20 protein-coding genes are annotated in these 21,931 nt (G+C 67.2%); 12 read left to right on the top strand and 8 right to left on the bottom strand.

Annotated features, from left to right (window positions below; all coding sequences use genetic code 11):
• The first annotated feature begins 35 nt into the window (after window positions 1-35).
• The 6 genes from AE618_RS07645 (at window position 36) to AE618_RS07620 (ending at window position 4,877) form a co-directional block, all read left to right on the top strand.
• Entirely contained in the window at window positions 36-869 is an 834-nt protein-coding gene (locus AE618_RS07645) for an ABC transporter permease (RefSeq protein ID WP_197280707.1), read from the top strand.
• Entirely contained in the window at window positions 866-1,681 is an 816-nt protein-coding gene (locus AE618_RS07640; protein ID WP_054208451.1) for an ABC transporter permease, read from the top strand. Before AE618_RS07645 ends, AE618_RS07640 begins: the two co-directional genes overlap by 4 nt.
• Window positions 1,682-1,835: 154 nt before the next feature.
• Window positions 1,836-2,636 carry a molybdate ABC transporter substrate-binding protein gene (modA, locus tag AE618_RS07635; RefSeq protein ID WP_054208450.1) on the top strand — a complete coding sequence of 267 codons (801 nt, stop codon included), beginning with the start codon at window positions 1,836-1,838 and terminating at the stop codon, window positions 2,634-2,636.
• Between the two features lie 12 nt (window positions 2,637-2,648).
• The gene (gene modB / locus AE618_RS07630; RefSeq protein WP_054208449.1) at window positions 2,649-3,347 is read left to right on the top strand and encodes a molybdate ABC transporter permease subunit; all 699 of its coding nucleotides are present in this window, start codon (window positions 2,649-2,651) and stop codon (window positions 3,345-3,347) included.
• Complete coding sequence (gene modC, locus AE618_RS07625; RefSeq protein WP_054208448.1) at window positions 3,344-4,432, top strand: molybdenum ABC transporter ATP-binding protein; 1,089 nt, start codon at window positions 3,344-3,346, stop codon at window positions 4,430-4,432. Before modB ends, modC begins: the two co-directional genes overlap by 4 nt.
• Before the next feature lie 55 nt (window positions 4,433-4,487).
• On the top strand, window positions 4,488-4,877 hold the full coding sequence (locus AE618_RS07620; RefSeq protein WP_054208447.1) for a winged helix-turn-helix domain-containing protein: 390 nt from the start codon (window positions 4,488-4,490) through the stop codon (window positions 4,875-4,877).
• Between the two features lie 95 nt (window positions 4,878-4,972).
• On the opposite strand, the gene AE618_RS07615 is transcribed toward AE618_RS07620, so the two are convergent.
• From AE618_RS07615 to AE618_RS07600, 4 genes are all read right to left on the bottom strand, one after another.
• The gene (locus AE618_RS07615) at window positions 4,973-7,396 is read right to left on the bottom strand and encodes an FdhF/YdeP family oxidoreductase (RefSeq protein WP_054208446.1); all 2,424 of its coding nucleotides are present in this window, start codon (window positions 7,394-7,396) and stop codon (window positions 4,973-4,975) included.
• Window positions 7,397-7,493: 97 nt separating this feature from the next.
• Entirely contained in the window at window positions 7,494-9,743 is a 2,250-nt protein-coding gene (locus AE618_RS07610; RefSeq protein WP_054208445.1) for a xanthine dehydrogenase family protein molybdopterin-binding subunit, read from the bottom strand.
• Window positions 9,744-9,755: 12 nt separating this feature from the next.
• The gene (locus AE618_RS07605; RefSeq protein WP_054208444.1) at window positions 9,756-10,781 is read right to left on the bottom strand and encodes an FAD binding domain-containing protein; all 1,026 of its coding nucleotides are present in this window, start codon (window positions 10,779-10,781) and stop codon (window positions 9,756-9,758) included.
• On the bottom strand, window positions 10,778-11,296 hold the full coding sequence (locus AE618_RS07600; RefSeq protein ID WP_054208443.1) for a (2Fe-2S)-binding protein: 519 nt from the start codon (window positions 11,294-11,296) through the stop codon (window positions 10,778-10,780). The genes AE618_RS07605 and AE618_RS07600 overlap by 4 nt, the downstream gene beginning before the upstream one ends.
• Before the next feature lie 172 nt (window positions 11,297-11,468).
• Between AE618_RS07600 and AE618_RS07595 the strand changes: the two genes are divergently transcribed.
• Window positions 11,469-12,578, top strand: a complete 1,110-nt coding sequence (locus AE618_RS07595; RefSeq protein WP_054208442.1) for a catalase family protein — start codon at window positions 11,469-11,471, stop codon at window positions 12,576-12,578.
• A 125-nt stretch (window positions 12,579-12,703) separates the two neighbouring features.
• Here AE618_RS07595 and AE618_RS07590 read toward each other — a convergent pair whose 3' ends face one another.
• A complete protein-coding gene (locus tag AE618_RS07590) occupies window positions 12,704-13,711 on the bottom strand; it encodes an alpha/beta fold hydrolase (protein ID WP_432704495.1) in 1,008 nt (335 codons plus the stop codon).
• A gap of 165 nt (window positions 13,712-13,876) precedes the next feature.
• On the opposite strand from AE618_RS07590, the gene AE618_RS07585 reads away from it, so the two are divergent.
• Window positions 13,877-14,326: a MarR family winged helix-turn-helix transcriptional regulator gene (locus AE618_RS07585; RefSeq protein ID WP_054208440.1), complete on the top strand. Its 450-nt coding sequence runs from the start codon at window positions 13,877-13,879 to the stop codon at window positions 14,324-14,326.
• 197 nt (window positions 14,327-14,523) lie between these two features.
• Here AE618_RS07585 and AE618_RS07580 read toward each other — a convergent pair whose 3' ends face one another.
• Both AE618_RS07580 and AE618_RS07575 read right to left on the bottom strand, forming a co-directional pair.
• Window positions 14,524-15,579: a flavin reductase family protein gene (locus tag AE618_RS07580; protein ID WP_054208439.1), complete on the bottom strand. Its 1,056-nt coding sequence runs from the start codon at window positions 15,577-15,579 to the stop codon at window positions 14,524-14,526.
• Window positions 15,576-16,256: an SRPBCC family protein gene (locus AE618_RS07575; RefSeq protein WP_197280706.1), complete on the bottom strand. Its 681-nt coding sequence runs from the start codon at window positions 16,254-16,256 to the stop codon at window positions 15,576-15,578. The genes AE618_RS07580 and AE618_RS07575 overlap by 4 nt, the downstream gene beginning before the upstream one ends.
• Here AE618_RS07575 and AE618_RS28440 point away from each other — a divergent pair.
• Window positions 16,255-16,392: a hypothetical protein gene (locus tag AE618_RS28440; protein WP_197280705.1), complete on the top strand. Its 138-nt coding sequence runs from the start codon at window positions 16,255-16,257 to the stop codon at window positions 16,390-16,392. The two genes, AE618_RS07575 and AE618_RS28440, sit on opposite strands and share 2 nt — an antisense overlap.
• Window positions 16,393-16,629: 237 nt before the next feature.
• On the opposite strand, the gene AE618_RS07570 is transcribed toward AE618_RS28440, so the two are convergent.
• The gene (locus AE618_RS07570) at window positions 16,630-17,247 is read right to left on the bottom strand and encodes a TetR/AcrR family transcriptional regulator (protein ID WP_054208438.1); all 618 of its coding nucleotides are present in this window, start codon (window positions 17,245-17,247) and stop codon (window positions 16,630-16,632) included.
• 103 nt (window positions 17,248-17,350) lie between these two features.
• On the opposite strand from AE618_RS07570, the gene AE618_RS07565 reads away from it, so the two are divergent.
• The 3 genes from AE618_RS07565 to AE618_RS07555 all read left to right on the top strand — a co-directional run bounded on the left by AE618_RS07565 (window position 17,351) and on the right by AE618_RS07555 (window position 21,927).
• On the top strand, window positions 17,351-18,043 hold the full coding sequence (locus AE618_RS07565) for a PspA/IM30 family protein (protein WP_054208437.1): 693 nt from the start codon (window positions 17,351-17,353) through the stop codon (window positions 18,041-18,043).
• Between the two features lie 75 nt (window positions 18,044-18,118).
• Window positions 18,119-18,397 carry a YiaA/YiaB family inner membrane protein gene (locus tag AE618_RS07560; RefSeq protein ID WP_054208436.1) on the top strand — a complete coding sequence of 93 codons (279 nt, stop codon included), beginning with the start codon at window positions 18,119-18,121 and terminating at the stop codon, window positions 18,395-18,397.
• Between the two features lie 131 nt (window positions 18,398-18,528).
• A complete protein-coding gene (locus AE618_RS07555) occupies window positions 18,529-21,927 on the top strand; it encodes an acyl-[ACP]--phospholipid O-acyltransferase (RefSeq protein WP_054208435.1) in 3,399 nt (1,132 codons plus the stop codon).
• Window positions 21,928-21,931 lie beyond the last annotated feature (4 nt).

Genomic DNA, 21,931 nt, shown 5'->3' with positions numbered 1-21,931 from the left:
TGCCGGGCCGATCTTCCTCCAAAAAGCGCGTTCGAATGAACCTTTCCCAACGCCATCTGGGACTGATCCTGATCGCGCCCGGCCTCATGCTGGTCGCGGCGCTGTTTCTGTACCCGCTGTGCTTCTCGCTGATCTCGGCCTTCAGCAAGGATGGCGCGTTCACGCTGGAATGGTTCGCCAAGGCCTTCGAGCTCTACTCCACCGACATCGTCTTCACGGTCGTGATCGTGCTCGCCTCCTGCGCGCTGACGGGGCTCGCCGCCATCGTCATCGCGGGCACGCTGACGCTGGGCGAGAACCGCTACATCGTCGGTACGCTGAAGGCGATCTATCGCTGGCCGCTGTTCATACCCTTCATCGTCGCGGCGCAGTGCATGCGCACCTTCCTCGCCAAGAACGGGTTGATGAACAACACATTCGTCTCGATGGGGCTGATGGAGCCGCTGCAGGCGATGAGCTTTCTCGATTGGCGCGGCATCATCGCCACCTTCGTCTGGAAGCAGACGCCGTTCGTCGCCCTGCTGCTGGCGGGCGCGCTCGCCTCGATCGACCGGGCGACGCTGGAGGCCGGGCGCAATCTCGGCGCCTCTCGTCCGCGCGTGCTGTTCGAGCTCGCTTTGCCGCAGGTGATGCCGACGCTGATGGTCGCGCTCGTGCTCTCCTTCGTGACGATGCTCTCGGTGCTGTCGGTGCCGATGATGGTGTCGGGCTCGCAGCCGACCATGCTGACGGTCGACATGGCCTTCCGGATCAACGCCTATGGCGACTATGCGACGGCCAATGCGCTGGGCGTCATCACCTATCTGATCTCGGCCGGCGCCGCGATCCTCTACCTCAAGCGCGGCCTGTCCGAGGGGGCGCCGCGATGATACGGATCGCTTCCTCCGCGCGCATGGTGCTGGCGGTCTCGCTGCTCGCGGCCTTTGCCTTCGTCCTGATCGGGCCGCTGCTCAATCTCGCGCTCTGGTCCGTGGCCGAGCGCTGGTACACACCCTTCAAGTTGCCGGTGACCTATGGCACGCGCTACTGGGAGCAGGTCTTCCGGCCGACCGGCGATGCGATGGCGTCGCTCGGAACCAGCGTCTGGATCGCCGTGCTGACGGTGGTGTTCGCGCTCGCGCTCTCGATCCCGGCCGGCTACGCGCTGGCGCGGCTGAAGCTGCCGATGCGGGCGCTATTCATGCTGATGTTCCTGCTGCCGCAAGCGTTTCCGTCGGTGGCGATCTACATCAATGTCGCCCGGATCTTCTACCAGATCGGCATCAACGGCACGGTCTTCGCGGTGGTGCTGGTCCATGCCGCGCATGGCCTGGTGTTCTCGGTCTGGATCGCGGCGGCGGCCTTCGCCGCGGTCGACAGGGACCTCGAACTCGCGGCCCGCAACATGGGCGCCTCGCCGCTGCGCACCTTCTTCACGGTGACGCTGCCGCTGGCGGCGCCCGGCATCATCGCATCAGGGATCTTCGTCTTCCTGGAGTCGCTCGACGAGTTCACCGGCACCTTCTTCGTCGGTGTGCCGCAGGTCACGACGCTGCCGCTGCTGCTCTACAATGCGGCGATGGGCGGCAACTACCAGGTCGCCTCGATCACGGCGCTGATCCTGCTCGTGCCGTCGGTGCTGTTCATGCTGTTCATCGAGCGCTTCCTGCGCGCCGACGTGCTGGCGAAGGTCGGCGCTTAGGCTGGCAGTGCCTTGACCCGGCGAGGCCCTGCCAGCCTACGGTGAATTCGGCGATCATTGTCGCGTTTTTTCGCCCCATCACTCGACCTGTCGTGCCGTTGGCTATATTCAATGGTATAGAGCGCAGGGCAGGCCGAGGAGGGCGACAGCCGTGATGATCCGCCGTGATGTGATGGGGTTCGCCGCCGCATTGTTCCTAGGGCTCGCGCCCCCGTTCGGAGCGGCCCAGGCCCAGCCGAAGGATCTGGTGATCTTCGCCGCCGCCAGCCTGAAGAACGCACTCGACGAGGCGAGCGCCGCCTGGGTCAAGCAGACCGGCAAGCCCGCCCCGAAGATCTCGTACGCCGCCAGCAATGCGCTTGCCAGGCAGCTCGAACAGGGCGCACCCGCCGACCTGTTCCTCTCGGCCGATCTCGACTGGATGGATTATGCGGCCAGCAAGACCCTGATCAAGCCGGAGACCCGTGTCACCCTGCTGGCGAACCGCATAGCCCTGATCGCGCCGTCGGACTCGACCGCGACGGTCGCGCTGGCGCCGGGGGTCGATCTGTCTGCCGCACTCGCCGGCGGCAAGCTCGCCATGGGCAATGTCGATTCCGTGCCGGCCGGCAAATATGGCAAGGCGGCGCTCGAGAGGCTCGGCGGCTGGGACAAGGTCAAGGGCCAGGTCGCGCAGGCCGACAATGTCCGCGCCGCGCTGCTGCTGGTCTCGCGCGGCGAGGCGCCGCTCGGCATCGTCTACATGACCGACGCTGCCGCCGACCCCAAGGTCAAGGTGCTGGCGACCTTCCCGGAGGATTCGCATCCGCCGATCCTCTATCCCGTCGCCGTGACCCGGGATTCGACCCATCCGGACGCGCAGGGCTTCCTGACCTATCTGCGCGGCGCCGGTCCCAAGGCCGCCTTCGAGAAGCAGGGCTTCACCGTCCTGAACAAGGCTGCCAATGCCAGTTGAGTTCGTGGCGACGTGAGCGACTGGCTCTCTCCCGAGGAATGGTCGGCGGTCCGTCTGAGCCTGATCGTCGCGACCACGGCGATGCTGGCGAGCCTGCCTTTCGGGCTCGCCGTGGCGTGGCTGCTGGCGCGGGGTCGGTTCTGGGGCAAGTCGATCCTCGATGCGGTGGTGCATCTGCCGCTGATCATGCCGCCGGTCGTCACCGGCTATCTGCTGCTGATCTGGTTCGGTCGACGCGGGCCCATTGGGCAGTTCCTGTATGAGTATTTCGGCATCGTGCTGTCGTTCCGCTGGACGGGCGCGGTGCTGGCGAGCGCGGTGATGGGCTTTCCCTTGATGGTGCGGGCGATCCGGCTCTCGATCGAGGCTGTCGACCGCAAGCTCGAGGATGCGGCCGGCACGTTGGGCGCCAACCGGGCATGGGTCTTCCTCGTTGTCACCCTGCCGCTGTGCCTGCCCGGGATCCTCGTCGGCATGATCTTGTGCTTCGCCAAGGCGATGGGCGAGTTCGGCGCGACCATCACCTTCGTCTCCAACATTCCCGGCGAGACGCAGACCCTGCCTTCGGCGATCTACACCTTCACCCAGGTGCCCGACGGCGATGCCGGCGCGATGCGGCTGACCTTGATCTCGATTGCGATCTCGGTCTGCGCGCTGTTCGTCTCGGAGTGGCTGGCAAGGCTCGTCGCACGCAGGATCGCCGTGACATGAACCCGGTCATCGAGGTCTCGGTCCGGCATCGCCTCGGCGCGTTCGAACTGGATGCGAGCTTTGAATCGACCGGCCGTCTGACCGCGCTGTTCGGGCGGTCGGGCTCCGGCAAGACTTCGCTTGTCGAGATCATCGCCGGCCTGATCTCGCCCGCACAGGGACGGGTGGTCGTCGACGGGCAGGTTCTGGTGGATACGCAGGCCGGCGTGTTCGTGCCCAAGCACAGGCGCCGCATCGGCTACGTCTTCCAGGATGCGCGGCTGTTTCCGCATTTGAGCGTGCGGCAGAACCTGCTCTTTGGCCGCTGGTTTTCTCCGCGCGACGCCGCGAGCGGCAGCGAACTCGCGGGCGTGCTCGATCTGCTCGGCATCGGCCATCTGCTCGAACGCCGGCCCGGCGCGCTGTCGGGCGGCGAGAAGCAGCGCGTCGCGATCGGCCGCGCGTTGTTGTCGAAGCCGCGTCTCCTGCTGATGGACGAGCCGCTGGCCTCGCTCGACGAGGCCCGCAAGGCCGAAATCCTGCCCTATATCGAGCGGCTGCGCGACGAGATCGGCGTGCCGATCGTCTATGTCTCGCATTCGGTGGTAGAGGTGGTGCGGCTGGCGACGACGCTGGTCACCGTCGATCAGGGCCGGGTCACCGCCTGCGGACCGACCGGCGAGGTGATGTCGCGCCTCGACGTCGCCGGGCTTTCGGGCGCCGTCGAGGCGGGCTCGATCATCGAGGCGCGTGTCGCCGGCCATGAAGAGGGCTACGATCTGACCCGGCTGGAGACGCGCGCGGGCACGCTGCAGGTCGCGCGCAGCGCCGTGCCGCCGGGGGGCAGGGTCCGCGTCCGCATCCTGGCGAGCGACGTGTTGATCAGCCTCGGTCCGCCCGTCGGCGTCAGTGCGCTCAACATCCTGCCGGGCAGGGTGGTCGAGATCGGCGCGCGGGGGCGCAGCGGCGCCGTCGAACTGCTGATCGATTGCGGTGGGGAGACGCTGCTGGCCCGCCTGACCGTCAAATCGGTCGATGCGCTGGGGCTCGCCGCCGGCAGCCCCGTCCATGCCGTGATCAAGAGCGTCTCGATCGAGGGCCCGTGACGATGCGAGCGGACAGATCATGACCCGACGTGGAGCAAGCCCGGAGCCGGCCGCCATGCCCGCGATCTCCGGCCAGAAGCCGGTGATCAGCATCCGGGTCGACCTGGCGCCCGCCGGCCGACTCGGGCCTGGCAAGATAGACCTGCTGGAGGCAATCGAGGAGACCGGCTCCATCTCGGGCGCGGGGCGGGCCATGACGATGTCCTACCGGCGCGCCTGGCTGCTGGTCGACAATCTCAACCGCATGTTCCGGCAGCCGCTGGTCGAGGCGTCGCCGGGCGGCGCCAAGGGCGGCGGCGCCCGTCTCACGGCGATGGGCCGCGAGGTTGTGGCCCATTATCGCGCGATCGAGAGCAAGGCGCTCAAGGCAGCCTCGCTCCACATCGATGCGTTGCAGGACGCCGTTGCGGAGCCCAGTTCAGCGGAGCCTGCCGGCACGTCATGAAACGCTCGAGGTCAGGATGTCTGAGCGTCATTCCCCGAAGCCTTGGCCAACCCATCGTCGCGAAATGGATCGCGCCGGCATGCGATGGTGCCGCATCAGTTCGCGTCGCCGACGGCGGTGTCGGCGCCGGCGACCGCCGGCGTCACTTTGACGGGGATCGCCTTGTAGGCCGGCGTGTGAGCCTTGCGGTCGTGATGACCGAGCGGAACAAGCGGGTTGGCCTCGGGAAAATAAGCACCCGCCACGCCCGCCGGCAGGTCGTAGGCGACGATGCGAAAGCCACGGACGATCCGTTCGATTCCGTCTCGCGACGCCGTCTGGAGATCGACCCTATCGCCATCCTTCATCCCGCGCGCGGCGATGTCGGCCTTGCTCATGAACACGACCATCCGCGTTCCCGAGACGCCGCGGAAACGATCGCGATAGCCGTAGACGGTCGTGTTGAACTGGTCGTTGCTGCGCAGCGTGATGAGCTGGAGGATGTCGGGATCGTCCAGGCTTTCGACATCGCCGGCGAAGAGGTGAGTCGGCTTGATGAAGTTGGCCTTGCCGCTGCGGGTGTTCCATTTGCGCTCGCGCGCCGCCACCGGCCGGACGAGGCCGCCGGGCATCAGCATGTCATTCTCGAGGCCCTGGAAGGTTGCGGGCCAGACCGCTTCGATTTCGGCACGCACGCGCCGGTAATCGCCGGTCCAGGCGGCCCAGGGCGTGGCGGGATTGGCCGCCAGTGTCGCCTGGGCGAGGCCGGCAACGATCGCAGGCTCGGACATCAATGTGCCGCTCGCCGGCTTCACGCCGCCGCGCGAACCGTGGAAATGCGCCAGGCTGCTCTCAACCGTAACGGTCTGCGGGCCGGACGCCTGTGCGTCGATTTCGCTGCGCACGAGGCAGGGCAGCAGATAGGCGCATGTGCCATGCAGGACGTGGCTGCGATTGAGTTTGGTCGCGATCGAGACGGTGAGGTCGAGGCCTCGCCAGGCGGCCTCGACGCGCGGCTGGTCGGGCGCGGCGCGCAGCAGGTTGCCGCCGAGCGCGACGAAGGCCTTGACCTCTCCGGTGATCATTTTCTCGCAGGCCTGGACCGTCGCAAGGCCTTGATGGCGCGGCGGCTCGAAGTCGTAGCGCTCCTTGAGCATGTCGAGCGGCGCCAGTTCAGGCTTTTCGGTGATGCCGACGGTGCGCTGCCCCTGGACGTTGGAATGGCCGCGGATCGCGCAGATGCCGGCGCCGGCCTTGCCGATATTGCCGCGCAGCAGCAGGAGATTGACCAGCATCTGCACGTTCTCCACGCCTCCGACATGCTGCGTCAGGCCCATGCCGTAGAGGGCCATGACCCGGTCCGATGTCGCATAGAGCGCGGCGACGTCTTCGAGCGCCGGGCGCTTCAGGCCGCTGATCTGCTCGATCGCCTCCCAATCGGCGGCCCGGCAATGCGCGGCGAAGGCCTCGAAGCCATCAGTGTGTTCGGCGATGAAATCATGATCGAGGATGTTGCGGCTCGTCTTGCCGGCAGCGGCGGCCTTGATCGAGAAGCCGGCGTCGTTTTCGGTGCTGTCGAGCAGCCCCTCGCGATCGGTCGGTCCCGCCTGGCCCGCGTCGCGCGCCAAGTCGTCCATGGCGATCAGCGCCTTGCAGATGCCGGTGAGGGCGGCAATGTCGCCGCCATTCTTGACGGGATGGATCGCCGAGGACATGCGGGTCTCGTCGAGCGTCAGCATCTGCCCGGGCGATTGCGGGTTGGTGAAGCGTTCCAGCGCCCTTTCGCGCAGGGGATTGAAGGCGATCAGCGGCACGCCGCGCCGTCGCGCGTCCTGGAGTTGATGCAGGAGGCGGGGCGTCGAGGTCCCGGGATTATGGGCGAAGTGCAGCAGCAGGTCGGTCTGCTCGAAATCCTGCAGCGAGACGGTGCCGACCGCGACCCCGATCGATTCCGGCAGGGCGACGGACGTGCTCTCATGGCACATGTTCGACGAGTCCGGCAGGTTGTTCGTGCCGTAGATCCGCGCCAGCAGCTGGTACATGAAGCTGGCCTCGAGGCTCGCCCGGCCGCTCGCATAGAACACGGTCTGATCCGCGTCGCTTTGGAGGGCCTTCAGCCGGGCGCCGATCTCCGTAAACGCCGTCTCCCAATCGACGGGCTCGTAACGGTCGGTGGCCGGGTTGAAGCGCAGCGGTTCGGTCAGGCGTCCGGCCTTCTCCAGCTCGTAGTCGGACCAGCTTTCGAGCTCGGTCAGCGTATGCGCGGCGAAGAATTCCGTGCCGGCCCGCTCCGTCGTCAAATCCCAGGCCGTGGCCTTGGCGCCGTTCTCGCAGAACTCGAAGGGGTGGGGCGTCGCCGGCTTGCCCCAGGCGCAGCTGGTGCAGATGAACCCGTCCGGCTTGTTCTGGCGCAGGAGCTGCGCGGCGGACGTGGGCCGCACCTTTTCCGCCACCAGCACCTGCGCGACCGACTTGAGCGAGCCGTAGCCGCCGGCTGGCCCCTTATAGGGCGTAATGGTGATCTTGCGGTCGTCGGTCATCGGGTGCGCCTCGTTGCCGAGAGCCAACGCGGCGGGAGGGGAGCGGTTCGCGCGACCAGGCGCGGCAAATCGCGCGCAACCAATGCCCTGGAGGTCCTCAGCCCGCGAGGATCTTGTCGATGGTGATCGGCAGGCTGCGGATGCGCTTGCCGGTGGCGTGATGCACGGCGTTGGCGATGGCGGCCGCGGTGCCGACGATGCCGATCTCGCCCAGGCCCTTCACGCCGATCGGGCTGGTCTTGTCGTCGTGCTCCTCGACGAAGATCACCTCGATGTCCTGGATGTCGGCATTGGCCGGCACGTGATATTCCGACAGCGAGTGGTTCATCATCCGCCCGAGACGATGGTCGGTCAGGGTTTCCTCGTGCATCGCCATGCCGATGCCCCAGACCACGCCGCCGATGATCTGGCTGCGGGCCGTCTTGGGGTTGAGGATGCGCCCCGCCGCGACGGCGTTGACGACGCGCGTTACCCGCATCACGCCGAGATCCTCGTCGATGCGTACTTCGACGAAGACGGCCGCATGGGTGTAGGACGCGTGGCTCTTGGGCAGCATCATGCCGATGAGGCCCGGGCCGGCCGCTTCCTCGGCCTCGACCTTGTCATGGCCGCCCGCGCCAACCGCATCCGCCAGCAGGACGGACCTTGCCGCATCGGTGCGCAGCACGATGCGACCGTCGCTGAAGGCGACGTCGTCGATCGCGGCATCGGCGAGCGGCGACCCGTCGATCTTCGCGGCCTGTTTGAACAGTGTCTCGCGCAGGGTCTGGCAGGCCGCCATGACGGCGCTTCCGGCCGAGGCCGCCGTCCAGGAGCCACCTTGCACGGGCGAGGTCGGCAGTGAGGAATCGCCCAGTTCGACGGTGACGTCCTCCATCGCCAGGCCGAGTGCGTCGGCGGCGATCTGCGTGAGGATCGTGTAGGTCCCGGTGCCGATGTCGGAGGTCGCGCAGGAGATGGCGAGCCTTCCGTCGGCGCCGAGCACGGCCCGGGCGGAGGTCTTCATCATGTTGGCTTCCCAGACGCCGCTGGCCATGCCCCAGCCGATCAGCTCGCGGCCCTCGCGCATCGAGCCGGGCTTAGGGTTGCGCCGGCTCCAGCCGAACTGCTCGGCGCCCTGGCGGTAGCAGGCGCGCAACTCCTTGGAGCTGAACGGCACGTCGTCGTTCTCGTCGCGCTCCGCATAGTTGCGCAGGCGCAGCTCGACCGGATCGACGCCGGTGGCGATCGCCAGTTCGTCCATTGCGCTTTCTAGCGCGAAGACGCCGAGCGGCGCGCCGGGCGCGCGCATGTCTCCGGGCGAGTAGGTGTCGAGCTTGGCAAGTTCGTAGCGCAGATCGACGTTCTCAGCCGGATAGAGCAGTCCCGACCAGTTGACGACGACTTCCTGGTGATCCTCGAAGCGCGACGTCGCCGCCACGGCCTGATGCTGGATCGAGCGCAGCTTGCCGTCGCGATCGGCGCCCAGCGACAGGACGTTGATCGTCTCGGGGCGGTGGACATGGGAGAACATCTGCTGGCGCGTCAGCTCCAGCCGGACCGAGCGTTCGAGCGCCAGCGAGGCCATCACCGCCAGGAAGAGCTGATGCTGGGGGCGCAAGCCGGAGCCGAAGCCGCCGCCGACATAGGGCGAGACCACCCGGACATCGTCGCTCGACAGGCCGAAGACGCTGGCGACATAGGCTTGGCTGTTCTGAACGCCCTGCGTCTTGTCATGGACGGTGATCTTGCCGCCGCCGTCCCAGATGACGGTCGTGGCATGGGGCTCCATCGGATTGTGGTGCTCGGTCGCGATCGTGTACTCGGCGCTGACGCGCACAGGCGCCTCGCCGAAGGCCTTGACCGCGTCGCCGCGCGGCTTGGGAGGCGGCGCGATCCCGGTCCGCTTCCTGGGCGGCTCGTAGCTGTCGTGGCGCGCCCGGCTCAGATCGGTCTCGTGCGGCTGCTGCTCGTAGCAGACGCGCACCAGCGACGCCGCATGGCGTGCGACGTCGAAGCTCTCGGCCACGACCAGCGCGACCGGCTGGTCGCTGAACTGGATCTCGTCGCTGGCGAGAGGCCGGAAGGGATCGCCCGGCGGGCCCACCATGTCCTGATATTTGTACGAGAACCAGGCCGTCCCGGGCCGGTTCTCATGGGTGAAGACCTTGATGACGCCGGGCACGGCCTCGGCTTCGGTCGCATCGATGGCGGTGATCGTGCCGCGCGCGATGCCCGAGCCCACGACATAGGCGTGGGCGAGATCGGGCGCCGTGAACTCGGCGGCATAGGTCGCCTGTCCCGTCACCTTCGCAGGGCCGTCGACGCGGCTGCGGGGCGAGCCGACATGGGTGTCGTTCTTCAACATGGTCGTGGCCTCTCAGGCGATGCGCTTGTCGGTCTGCGATTGCGGCGTGCCCGCGGCGGCTTGCGACAGGGCGCGGATGACGGCGCGCCGCGCCAGATCGATCTTGAAGGCGTTGTGCTCGTGGCCGAGGGCGTCTTCGAGCAGCAGATCGGCCGCGACGGCAAAGCTCGCCTCATCCGCCGGCCGCCCGACCAGCGCCGCTTCAGCCTCGGCGCGACGCCAGGGCTTGTGCGCCACGCCACCCAGCGCGAGGCGAGCCGAGGCAATGGAGCCGCCCTCCATCTCCAGAGCCGCGGCGACCGACACCAGGGCGAACGCATAGGACAGCCGGTCGCGCAGCTTCAGATAGCTGTAATGGCCGGCATAGGCCTGGGCCTGCTCGGGCAGGACGACGGCCACCACCATCTCGCCGGGCTGGAGCGTGTTGTCGCGCTCCGGCGCGTCGCCGGGCAGGCGATGGTAGTCGGCAAAGGGGATCACGCGCTCGCCCGCGGGCCCGGCGATGTGGATCTCCGCCGCGAGCGCCGCGAGCCCGACGCACATGTCTGACGGGTGCGTGGCGATGCAGTGCTCGCTTGCGCCCAGGATCGCATGGATGCGGTTCAGGCCCCCGATGGCCGAGCAGCCCGAGCCGGGCTCGCGCTTGTTGCAGGGCGTCAGCTTGTCGTTGAAGTAATAGCAGCGGGTGCGCTGGTTGAGATTGCCGCCGGTGGTGGCGGCGTTGCGCAGCTGAGGCGTGGCGCCGGCCAGGATGGCGCTCGCCAGCAGCGGGAAGCGCTCGGTGACCCGCTCGTCATAGGCGACGGTGGTGTTGGGAACGAGCGCACCGATGCGCAGGCCGCCGCCTCGCGTTTCGCCAATGCCTTTCAGCGCCTCGATCCGGGTCACGTCGACCAGGGTCGAGGGCGTCTCGACGTCGTATTTCATCAGGTCGACAAGATTGGTGCCGCCGGCGATGATGCGGGCGGCGGGCTCGGCCGACAGCGCCCTGATCGCGTCCTCGACCGTGCTGGCGCGGTGATAGGAAAACCGGTTCATTCGGCGGCCTCCTTCATGAACTGACCGCGCTGCACGAGCACGTCCTCGATCGCGTCGACGATGTTGGGATAGGCGCCGCAGCGGCAGATGTTGCCGCTCATATGCTCGCGGATCTCCTCGCGGCTCTTGGCATGCCCTTCCTCGATCAGGGCCACGCCGGAGCAGATCTGGCCGGGCGTGCAATAGCCGCACTGGAAGGCGTCGCGCTCGATGAAGGCGGACTGCAGCGGATGAAGCGCGCCGTCCCGTGCCAGCCCCTCGATCGTGGTGATCTCCTTGCCGTCCTGCATCACGGCGAGCTGCAGGCAGCTGTTGATGCGGTGCCCGTCGATCAGGACGGTGCAGGCGCCGCACTGGCCGTGATCGCAGCCCTTCTTGGTGCCGGTCAGCGCCAGATCGTGCCGCAGCAGATCGAGCAGCGTGGTGGCGGGAGAGACGTCGAGCGACCGGCTTTCGCCGTTCAGCGTGATGTCGATGGGGACGGTCTGCGTCCCGACAATGGCGTGAACGGGCAAGGTTGATCTCCTGCGATGGCGGCGCAGCGCGCGGGATGAAGGCGTTGGAAGGCGTTGGATGCCGTCACAACAAGGCGGACGGCTTCAGGTTCCCAAGTTTCGAACTGGAACAGTTTGAGTTTGCCAGTGTTGGGACACGACGCGACGACAGCCCAATTCGTGGAGACCCGACGTGACGCATTCAGCCCCGCCAAGCGCCCCGCTGCGATACCACCCCGCTGTCGAGCAGCCCGAGGCCGACGAGGCGGCGACCGCCGATGGTCTCGTCGCCGCGCTTTTGTCGATCAGCGAGACCACCTACCGCGATAGCGGGCGCCCGCTGCGTAGCGTCCACGCCAAGAGCCATGCTCTGCTGACCGGCGAGATCGAGATTCTTGCCGATCTGCCGCCGGTGCTGGCCCAGGGCCTGTTCGCGCAGCCCGCGCGCTATCCCGTCGCGATGCGGGTCTCGACCATCCCCGGCGATCTTCTCGACGACAACGTCTCGGTTCCCCGCGGGATGGCCCTGAAGATCATGGGCGTTCCGGGCGAGCGGCTCGCGGGCTCGGAGGACGATGCGACGCAGGACTTCGTCATGGTCAACGGCCCGGTGTTCGCGGCGCCGACCGGAAAAGCCTTCCTGGGGAACCTCAAGCTGCTCGCCGGCACCACCGACAAGGCCGAAGGCGCCAAGAAGGCCCTCTCGACCGTTCTTCAGAGCGTCGAGAGCGTCGTCGAAGCGTTCGGAGGCAAGAGCGCGACGCTGGTGCAGTTGGGCGGGCATCCCGAAACCAACCCGCTCGGGGAGACCTATTTCACGCAGGCGCCGCTGCTCTATGGCGACTATATCGCCAAGTTCGCGCTGGTCCCGGTGTCGCCGGAGCTGACCGCGCTGACGAATGCCAAGGTCGATCTGTCGGGCAAGCCAGACGGGCTGCGCCAGGCTGCCATCGCCTTCTTCCATGCCCATGGCGGCGTCTGGGAGTTGCGCGCCCAGCTGTGCTGCGATCTGGAGACGATGCCGGTCGAGGATTCGACGGTGGAATGGCCGCAGGAGACAAGCGCCTATGTGCCCGTGGCGCGCGTCACGGTGGCGTCGCAGGAGGCTTGGAGCGCGGCCAAGTCCAAGGCGTTCGACGACGGGCTGTCCTTCAGTCCCTGGCACGGCTTGGCCGCGCATCGGCCGCTCGGCTCGATCATGCGATTGCGCAAGCCCGCCTACAGGATGTCCGCCCGCTTTCGCTTCGAGCGCAACGGTTGCCCGATGATGGAGCCGAAGGCCTCGAAGGATATCTCCGGCTGAACAGCCGAGGCGCTTGCTGCGCCTATCCTGGACCGTGCAAGCCTGCGCGACCTCATCGGCCGCGTCCGCGACACGGCAGCGGGGGCGAAAGCCGCCCCCGCCTTCAATGTCCCTCTTGGTGCGGCTCAAGCCTTGAGGAAGGCCAGCATGTCCTGGTTCAGGCGGTCCTTGTGGGTCTCGGAGAGGCCGTGCGGGGCGCCTTCATAGACCTTCAGGATCGCGTTCGGCAGCAGCCGCTTGACGGCCCGCGCGCTGGTCTCGATCGGGACGATCTGGTCGTCGTCGCCATGGACGACCAATGTCGGCCGGTCGAGCTTCTTCAGGTCATCCACGAAATCGGTCTCCGAGAACGCCTTGATCGAGTCGTAGGTGTTCTTGAAGCCGGCCTGCATGCCCTGCGCATACCAGGCCTCGATCGCGCCCTGGCTCACCTTGGCGCCGGGGCGGTTGTAGCCGAAGAAGGGTCCCGCCGCGATGTCGCGGAAGAGCTGGGCGCGGTCGGCGAGGAAGCCCTTGCGGATGCCGTCGAAGACCTCCATCGGCACGCCGTCGGGGTTTGAGGGCTTGCGCAGCATGATCGGCGTCACCGCGGAGATGAAGCCGGCCTTGGCGACACGGCCGGTGCCGTGGCGGCCGATATAGCGCGCGACCTCGCCGCCGCCGGTCGAGAAGCCGAAGGCCGAGACGTTTCTGAGGTCGAGCGCCTCGATCACCTCCGCCAGATCATCGGCGTAGTGATCCATGTCGTTGCCGTCCCAGACCTGGCTGGAGCGGCCATGGCCGCGGCGGTCATGGCTGATCACCCGGAAGCCGTTATTGGCGAGGAAGAAAGCCTGGTTCTCCCAGCTGTCGGAGGACAAAGGCCAGCCATGGCTCAGGGTCACGACCGGTCCATCCTTCGGACCCCAATCCTTGACGTAGAGCCGCACGCCTTCGCGGGTCACGACATGGTCGCCATCGACCACCGGCTTGGCCCGGCGCCCTTGCGCCTTCGCGGCGGGCCGGGCCTGGGCAGCGGCATCGTTGGCAGGCAGGGATGCGGCCGTTGCGGTGGCGGCAGCGAGCGCGATGCCGGTCAGCAGGTCGCGGCGGGCAGGGCCGTTGGCGGCGGCTTCGGTGCGGTTCGACATGATCTCGTCTCCTTCTGGTTCGGGTGGCCCGGCGGAGGACCGTCGGCAGATCTTTAAATCGCTTACGATTAGATCGTGAGCGATTGAATAAGGATGGCTTGGATCGCTGTCAATCCCTTGCGATTGGATCGCGCACGATTATTTTGAGGAGGCGCCGAGGAGATACCGATGACCGCCCCTGTCCCGCAATCCGATCCAAAGCTCGACGACTTCCTGTGCTTTGCGGTCTATTCCGCCAGCCATGCCTTCAACCGGCTCTACAAGCCGCTGCTCGACGAACTCGGCCTGACCTATCCGCAATATCTGGTGATGGTGACGCTCTGGGAGCGCGACGACCGCACCGTCGGCGACATCGGCGAGCAGCTTTTCCTCGAATCGAACACGCTGACGCCGCTGCTCAAGCGCATGGAGGCGGCGGGGCTGGTGTCGCGCAGCCGCGACCCGGCCGACGAGCGCCAGGTCCGCCTGCGGTTGACGGATGGCGGCAGGACCCTGCTCGACAAGGCCCGTCGCGTCCCGCCCTGCGTGCTGGAGGCGACGGGGCTGACCGCCGATGAAGCCCGCAGCCTCACCGACCAGATCGCGACCCTGCGGACGCGGCTGTCGGCATCTGCGTGAGGCGGGAACGTCCTTGCTCGCGGCCAGGCTCGACGGTCATGCTGCCATGCGGCGGGGGAAGACGAGCAGGATGGCGAGCACCGTGCGCAACACCAACCAGCACGTTCCGGTCGGCCGGTCTCGACAACGCGAACCCAACTGGCGTCCATTCCCGAGCTGTCAGACCCCGGATACGCAGGAGTCCGTTGCGCCTTGCCTTACAAGACGATCGTCACATCCGAGCGCGGGCGTGACGAGCAGGCCAGGATATAGCCCTGCGCCTCTTCCTCAGCCGAGAGTCCGCCTTCGTGCCGCATCGCGACCGAGCCTTCGACCAGCATGACGCGGCAGGTGCCGCACATCCCCGAGGCGCAGCCGCAGGGGATGACGATGGTCTGACGCGTGGCGGCCTCCAGTAGCGTCTCGTCGGCGCGGGCGCGGAAGCGCTTCTCGCCCATCTGGATCGCAAAGCCCTGCTGCGGCGCGTCGTCGGGATTGGCAACCGGCGCGGCAGGCGCGACCGCACCGAAATGCTCGATGTGAAAATGCTCGCGCAGGCCGCCTTCGGCAGCGTGGATCAGGCGTGCCTCGTCCATGAAGCCGGTCGGACCGCAGCAGAACACCTCGCGCCGGCCGAAATCCGGCAGCGCGACCGAGACCAGCCTGCGGCTGAGGCGGCCGCGGAAGCCGAACCAGCCGGGCTCGGCTCGGCTGGCGATCATCGCCACGGTGAGATTGGGCATGGGCGCCTGCAACTCCGCGAGCTCGCGCGTGAACAGGATGTCGCGCGGCATGCGTGCGGCGTGGAGCCAGCAGACATCGCTGTCCGGTGCGGCCGCCGCCAGATGGCGCAGCATCGCCATCAGCGGGCTCGCTCCCGAGCCGGCCGAGACCAAAGCGAGCCTTTGGGTGGCGCGGGCGTCGATGGTGAAGCGCCCCTTGGGGGGACGGCTTTCGAGGACGCCGCCGACCGCGAGTGCGTCATGCAGCCAGCGTGTGGCGCGGCCCATCGGATGGGATTTGATCGTCATCGCCAGCGTGCCGGATGCGTCCGGGGCCGAGCTCAGCGAGAAGGTGCGGAAGAGGGTCTCGCCATCGACCGAAAGCCTCAGCGTCATCGACTGGCCGGCGGAGTAGGGGGGCATAGCCCCTTCCGGCCGGAAGACGAAGGTCTTCACGTCATGCGTCTCTTGCCGGATCTCGGCGACGGTCAGCGTCAGCCGCCCCGCCGTGGGGGCGGTCGCGGCAGGGACTTCGAGGATGGCCTCGCTCATTCCGCTGCCATCCTGACGGGCGTCGGCCCGGCGACGAAATCCGCCATCTTCCCCGCGTACCAGTTGGCGAAATTCGTCAGCATGAACTCCGAGGGCGCATAGGGGCCGGGCCGATAGGCCATCGAGCGGATGCCGCGATGATTGACCTCGGCGAGTTCGGCATCCTGCGCATTGGTGGCGATCCAGACCTCGGTCAGCCGCTCGATGTCGTAATCGACGCCCTCGACCGCATCCTCATGCACCAGCCAGGTCGTGCGCACGGCGGTGCGATCCTGGCCGAGCGGCAACACCCGGAAATGGATGATGTGGTCGGACAGGAAGTGGTTCCAGTTGTTGGGCGCGCGGAACATCCTGACCGAACCGAGATCGGCTTCCGTGAAATCCGCCAGCAGCTTCCTGCAGGCCGGCCCGCCATCCAGGGTGAAGGAGACCGCGCCCTCATGGAAGGGCAGGCGGATGCAGCGGAATTCCTGGCCGCCATCGGCAGGCTTGTGCGGCAGCCCCAGCGCGTCCCATTTCGCGGTCTTGGCGTCCATCAGCGCCTTGAACTGGGCCGGACCGCGCGGATCGTCGGGCAGCGCGAATTCGACCAGGGCCATCGACGGCACGGTCGTGACGTCCGATGTGACCGCGGCACGGGGTGATGCCTCCGCGCCGCTGTCGGATGCTGAGCTCATGGCGAAATTCCTGGCCTCGGGGAACGGCTGCGACGCCGAGGCGTGGCGTTCGGTTGCCGAGAGCTGCATGCAGCTCGGTACGGACTCCAGCGTTGCGCCCGGTGCGCTGGCCATGATTCTGACGGGGCTCATCTAAGCCCGCTCGTCGTAATCTTTGTATGGCGGAATGCGGCGTCGATATCGGTGTCACCGCCAAAGCTCGCGACGGCCACCGATTTCCTTTCGGCGCATAGAGCGCCAAGACCATCAAGCGCCTGCATCCTGGGGAGTGCGGCTGATCTCATGCGAGTCCGTGTGCACGGTCGAGTGTGAGGCTCACAAATAAGTCGGGTTGGCGTGGCGGCGTGCAGGCTGAACCACATTTGCGCCCGCTCTATGCGCCCGCCGTCAGCCCTTTGCCGATCACACGCACAAGAGCCTCGATCTGGCCGTCGAGCGCGGCGGCGGGCACCGCCACGAGCTTTTCTTCAAGCCCCAGCATGACGACGCCGTGGACAGCCGAGAACAGGGTGCGGCTCAGCAAAATCAGCTCCGGTTCGCTCGCCCGGGGCTGAAGCGCCCGCAGTGGCGCCAGGATGTAGCGGAACATCGTCATTTGCTCGCTGATCGCCCATTCCGGCACAATCGAGCCTTCCGCCATGCGATGCTCGAACAGGGTTCGCCAGAGCTGCAGGTTCTCGCGCGCGAAGGCGCAATAGGTCTGTGCGATCGCGACCAGGGTGTCGGTCGCATCCCCGCTTGAGGCCGACGCGCTGCCTTTCGTCGCCTCGGCCAAGGCGTCGTCGAGCCGCGCAAGCGTGCGCGAGCCGACGCGCAGCACAAGCTCGTCCATATCCTGCACGAGGTTGTAGATCGCGCCCAGCGAGCAGCCGATCGCATCGGCGAGGTCGCGTGCCTTCAGACCGCTGAGGCCTTTCTCCGCAATCGCCTTCTCTGCAGCCAGCACCAGCGCCTCGCGCTGCCGATCGCGGCGTTCTGTCGTCTTAACCATCTCGCACCTCATTCATGAACATCGTTCAAAATATCTCTTGAACATCGTTCAGGACCATGTCATTCCTATTTCCATGAACAACGTTCATAACAGGGAGCCAGCCATGTTCAAGATGTTTGTGACCCTCTTTCGCGGCGGCGTCGCCGAGGCGGGCGAGGCGATAGCCGACCGAAACGCGCTGCTGATCCTCGATCAGCAACTGCGCGACGCAACCGCCGCCTTCGACCGCGCCAAGAAGGCGCTTGCGGTTGCCATCGCCCAGGACCAGCAGGAAACGGTTCGCCTCGACGCCACCAAGGCGCGGATTGCCGGACTGGAACTGCGCGTCGGTGCCGCGCTCGATGCCGGCGACGAGCTTCTCGCCCATGAAGGGGCGGAAGCGATTGCCGCACTCGAGGCCGATCGCGATGCCGCCGCGACCGCGCAGGCGCTTTTCGCCGCAGAAATCCTGCGGCTCCGGCGCCATGTTGCCCAGGCGCAGACGCGCATCGCCGAACTCGATCGCGGTCGTCGCCTGGCGCGGGCCTCGGAAGCCGTCCGCGATATGCGGCGCGGGCGTGTCGAGGGCGCGCGGCCTCACGAGGCGACGCTCGCGGAAGCCGAGCAGACGCTGCGGCGCCTGCGCGAGCGGCAGACGCAGGCTGAAGCCGCCGATCTGGCGCTCGAAGAACTCGACGGCGCCGCGACCGCTTCGATCACCGAGAAGCTCGCGGCGCGGGGCTACGGCCCAAGGCTGAAGCCGACCGCCGAGGACGTGCTCGCCCGCCTGCGCAGCAAGCCCGCCAAGACCGCCTGACGACGTCCTGCCTGACGACGTCCTGCCTCACGACGTCCTGCCCTTCCCAATCCCTCACATCGACGGAGACACATGATGAACCCGAATTCCCAACCTCATAGCGGCGCCTGGGTCAGCTTCACCTATGCGTCCTTCCTCGCCGCCGCCGTCATGGTGGGCGCCGGTATCCTGTTCCTGCCGCTCGACTGGTGGGCCAAGGGCTATCTCGGCATGGGCGTGGTCATGCTCGTCCAGTCCTGCGTCACCATGACGAAGACCGTGCGCGACATGCACGAGGCCTCGCGCATGGTGAACCGCATCGAGGATGCCCGCACCGAGCGCCTGCTGATGGATGTCGGCAAGCCTGTGCTGTGAGGCGGCCGATCGCGCGCAATTCCGGCAGGCCGGTAAGCGCGACTTAACCGAGAACACGCATCGCCATTCGCCAGAAACGATTGTTTTCCCATGGCGATGCAACTCTCCCTCGAACCCCTTGCGAGCAGGCCATGACCGACACCTTGTTGCTGAAGCGGCGCTTCGCGCCGTTGTTCTGGGCGCAGTTCTTCTCCGCCTTCAACGACAATTTTCTCAAAAACGCGCTGGTCTTCATCATCCTCTACAAGCTCGCCGGATCGCATGGCGAGGCGCTGGTGACGCTGGCGGGCGGGCTCTTCATCGCGCCCTTCTTCCTGCTGTCGGGGCTCGGCGGCCAGCTCGCCGACCGCTTCGACAAGGCGATGATCGCACGTCGCCTGAAGCTGGCCGAGATCGGTGCCGCCGGCATCGCGGTCGCAGGCTTCACGCTGCAATCCGTGCCCGTGCTGTTCGTGGCGCTGGTCGCCTTCGGCATCATCGCGGCGCTGTTCGGGCCGATCAAATACGGCATCCTGCCCGACCACCTGAAGCGCGAGGAGCTGCCGGCGGCGAATGCGCTGATCGAGGGCGCGACCTTCATCGCCATCCTGCTCGGCACGGTCGCCGGCGGCCTAACGGCGCGCCAGGGCGGCAATGTCGTCTCGCTCAACGTCATGATCATGGCTTTCGCGGTGCTGTGCTGGGGCGCGACGCTGTTCATTCCCAAGACCGACGCCGCCGCGCCCGATCTCAGGATCGACGCGAACATCTTCCGCTCGACCGCCGGCCTTCTGAAGGATCTCTGGCTGGATGCCAGGCTCTGGCGCACCGGCGTCATGGTCAGCCTGTTCTGGCTGATCGGCGCGGTGGTGATGTCGCTCCTGCCGTCGCTGGTGAAGAACGGCATGGGCGGCACCGAGATCGTCGTCAGCGTCTATCTCGGCCTCTTTGCCATCGCGATCGCGATCGGCTCTGGCATCGGTTCGTTTTTGTCGAGCGGGCGCATCGTGCTGCTGCCCGTTCCGGTCGCCTGCGTCGTCATCGGCCTGTTCGCGCTCGATCTCGGCTGGGCGATCTCGGGCGTGGTGGCGCATCAGCCGGCGCGCGACGTCGCGGGCTTCTTCAGTGATACTCTGGCCTGGCGCGTGGGCGTCGATCTCGTCGGGCTGGCCATCGCAGGCGGCATCTTCATCGTGCCGTCTTTTGCGGCGACCCAGGTCTGGGCTCCGGCCGAGAAGCGCTCGCGCATCATCGCCGCCGTCAATGTGCTCTCGGCGGCCTTCATGGTGGCGGGCGCCGTCGTCGTGGCGCTGCTGCAGGCGGCGGGTTTGAGCCTGTCGCAGCTCTTCCTGCTGATCGGTTCGGGTGCGCTTGTCGCCTCGGTCTGGATCTTCAAGGTGCTGCCGACCAACCCGGCGCGCGACTTCCTCTCGATCCTGCTGCGCGCCTTCTACCGGCTCGAGATCATCGGCCAGGAGAATGTCGCCAAGGCCGGGCCCAACGCCATCATCGCGCTGAACCATGTCAGCTTCCTCGATTGGGCGGTCGCGCTCGCCGTGCTGGACAAGGACCCGGTCTTCGCCATCGACCACGGCATGGCGCAGCGCTGGTGGGTGAAGCCGTTCCTGCGCTTCACGCGCGCCATGCCGCTCGACCCGACGCGGCCGCTGGCAACGCGCTCGCTGATCAACGCGGTCAAGGGCGGCGAGACGCTGGTGATCTTCCCCGAAGGCCGCCTGACGGTCACCGGCAGCCTGATGAAGGTCTATGACGGTGCCGCCATGATCGCCGAGAAATCGGGCGCGATGGTCGTGCCGGTTCGCATCGAGGGGCTGGAGGCGACCGTGTTCTCGCGGCTGACCCGCGAGCAGGTCCGCCGCCGCTGGTTCCCGAAGGTGCGCGTCACCGTGCTGGAGCCGGTCGGGCTCACCGTCGACGACGCCTTGAAGGGCAAGGCGCGACGCCAGGCGGCGGGGGCCGGTCTCTATCAGATCATGTCCGACCTGATCTTCAAGACCACGGATATCGACCGCAGCGTCTTCCAGGCCGTCGTCGAGGCGGCGAAAATCCATGGCATGGGCCGCACCGCCGTCGAGGACCCGATGACGGGCCAGCTCTCCTACAAGCGCCTGCTGATCGGCGCCGAGGTGCTCGGCCGCAAGCTCGCTCCCCTGGCGCGCGCAGGCGAGGCGGTCGGTGTGATGCTGCCCAACGCAAACGGCTCGGCGGTCACGGTGCTCGGCCTGATCTCGGCCGCCCGCGTGCCGGCGATGATCAACTTCACGGCTGGAGCCACCAACATCCTCGCCGCCTGCAAGGCTGCCGAGATCAGGACGATCGTGACCTCGCGCGCCTTCGTCGAGAAGGGCCGGATGGGGCCGCTGGTCGAAACGCTGAGCGGGAGCCTCGGGATCGTCTATCTGGAGGACGTCCGCGCCACGGTCTCGACTGGCGACAAGCTCAAGGCGGTGTGGCGCCATGGCCGGCCGATCGTGCCGGCGCGCGGCGAGGACCGGGCTGCGATCCTGTTCACCTCGGGCTCGGAAGGCACGCCCAAGGGCGTCGTCCTGTCCCATTCCAACATGCTGGCCAACGCCGCCCAGGCCGCGGCGCGGATCGATTTCGGCCGCCGCGACAAGGTCTTCAACGTGCTGCCGGTGTTCCACTCCTTCGGGCTGACGGTGGGCCTCGTGCTGCCGCTGGTCTCGGGCGTGCCGGTCTATCTCTATCCTTCGCCGTTGCATTACCGGCTGGTGCCGGAGTTGGTCTACGGCTCCAACGCCACCATCCTGTTCGGCACCGACACCTTCCTGGCGGGCTATGCGCGTGCCGCTCACCCTTACGATCTGCGCTCGCTGCGCTACATCCTGGCCGGAGCCGAGCCGGTGAAGGAGGCGACGCGCCGGACCTATATGGAGAAGTTCGGGCTGCGCATCCTCGAGGGCTACGGCGTCACCGAGACGGCGCCGGTGCTGGCGATCAACACGCCGATGTTCAACCGCTTCGGCACGGTCGGGCGGATCATGCCGGGCATGGAGGCCAGGCTCGAACAGGTGCCCGGCGTCGAGGAGGGGGGGCGCCTGCATGTGCGCGGTCCCAACGTCATGATGGGTTATCTGCGCGCCGAGAACCCCGGTGTGCTCGAGCCGCCCGCGGAAGGCTGGCATGACACCGGCGACATCGTCACCATCGACAGGGACGGCTTCATCGCGATCAAGGGGCGCGCCAAGCGCTTCGCCAAGATCGCGGGCGAGATGGTCTCGCTCGCCGCGATCGAGACCTTCGCCGCCGAACTCTGGCCCGAGTCACTCTCGGCGGTGGCCAGCGTCCCCGATGCCCGGAAAGGCGAGCGCCTCGTGCTGGTGACGGCGCAACGCGACGCCACGAAGGCCGCGTTCCAGGCCTATGCCAAGAGCAAGGGCGCCTCGGAGCTGATGGTGCCGGCGGAGGTGATGGTCGTGCCCGCCGTGCCGGTTCTCGGTTCGGGCAAGCTCGACTTTGCCGGCGTCACCCGGCTAGTGCGCGAGCGCTCGCCGGCCATTGCAGCTTAGACGC

Source organism: Allobosea vaviloviae, assembly GCF_001298265.1.
GTDB classification, from domain to species: domain Bacteria; phylum Pseudomonadota; class Alphaproteobacteria; order Rhizobiales; family Beijerinckiaceae; genus Allobosea; species Allobosea vaviloviae_B.
The sequence above is the reverse complement of the archived record's forward strand: the minus strand, read 5'-3'. Positions and strand labels throughout refer to the sequence as shown.

Coding starts and splice junctions, on each gene's coding strand:
- AE618_RS07645 (WP_197280707.1), top strand. CDS start 36: ATGAACCTTTCCCAACGCCATCTGGGACTGATCCTGATCGCGCCCGGC.
- AE618_RS07640 (WP_054208451.1), top strand. CDS start 866: ATGATACGGATCGCTTCCTCCGCGCGCATGGTGCTGGCGGTCTCGCTG.
- modA (WP_054208450.1), top strand. CDS start 1,836: ATGATCCGCCGTGATGTGATGGGGTTCGCCGCCGCATTGTTCCTAGGG.
- modC (WP_054208448.1), top strand. CDS start 3,344: ATGAACCCGGTCATCGAGGTCTCGGTCCGGCATCGCCTCGGCGCGTTC.
- AE618_RS07620 (WP_054208447.1), top strand. CDS start 4,488: ATGCCCGCGATCTCCGGCCAGAAGCCGGTGATCAGCATCCGGGTCGAC.
- AE618_RS07615 (WP_054208446.1), bottom strand. CDS start 7,396: ATGACCGACGACCGCAAGATCACCATTACGCCCTATAAGGGGCCAGCC.
- AE618_RS07610 (WP_054208445.1), bottom strand. CDS start 9,743: ATGTTGAAGAACGACACCCATGTCGGCTCGCCCCGCAGCCGCGTCGAC.
- AE618_RS07605 (WP_054208444.1), bottom strand. CDS start 10,781: ATGAACCGGTTTTCCTATCACCGCGCCAGCACGGTCGAGGACGCGATC.
- AE618_RS07585 (WP_054208440.1), top strand. CDS start 13,877: ATGACCGCCCCTGTCCCGCAATCCGATCCAAAGCTCGACGACTTCCTG.
- AE618_RS07580 (WP_054208439.1), bottom strand. CDS start 15,579: ATGAGCGAGGCCATCCTCGAAGTCCCTGCCGCGACCGCCCCCACGGCG.
- AE618_RS28440 (WP_197280705.1), top strand. CDS start 16,255: ATGGCGAAATTCCTGGCCTCGGGGAACGGCTGCGACGCCGAGGCGTGG.
- AE618_RS07575 (WP_197280706.1), bottom strand. CDS start 16,256: ATGAGCTCAGCATCCGACAGCGGCGCGGAGGCATCACCCCGTGCCGCG.
- AE618_RS07570 (WP_054208438.1), bottom strand. CDS start 17,247: ATGGTTAAGACGACAGAACGCCGCGATCGGCAGCGCGAGGCGCTGGTG.
- AE618_RS07565 (WP_054208437.1), top strand. CDS start 17,351: ATGTTCAAGATGTTTGTGACCCTCTTTCGCGGCGGCGTCGCCGAGGCG.
- AE618_RS07560 (WP_054208436.1), top strand. CDS start 18,119: ATGAACCCGAATTCCCAACCTCATAGCGGCGCCTGGGTCAGCTTCACC.
- AE618_RS07555 (WP_054208435.1), top strand. CDS start 18,529: ATGACCGACACCTTGTTGCTGAAGCGGCGCTTCGCGCCGTTGTTCTGG.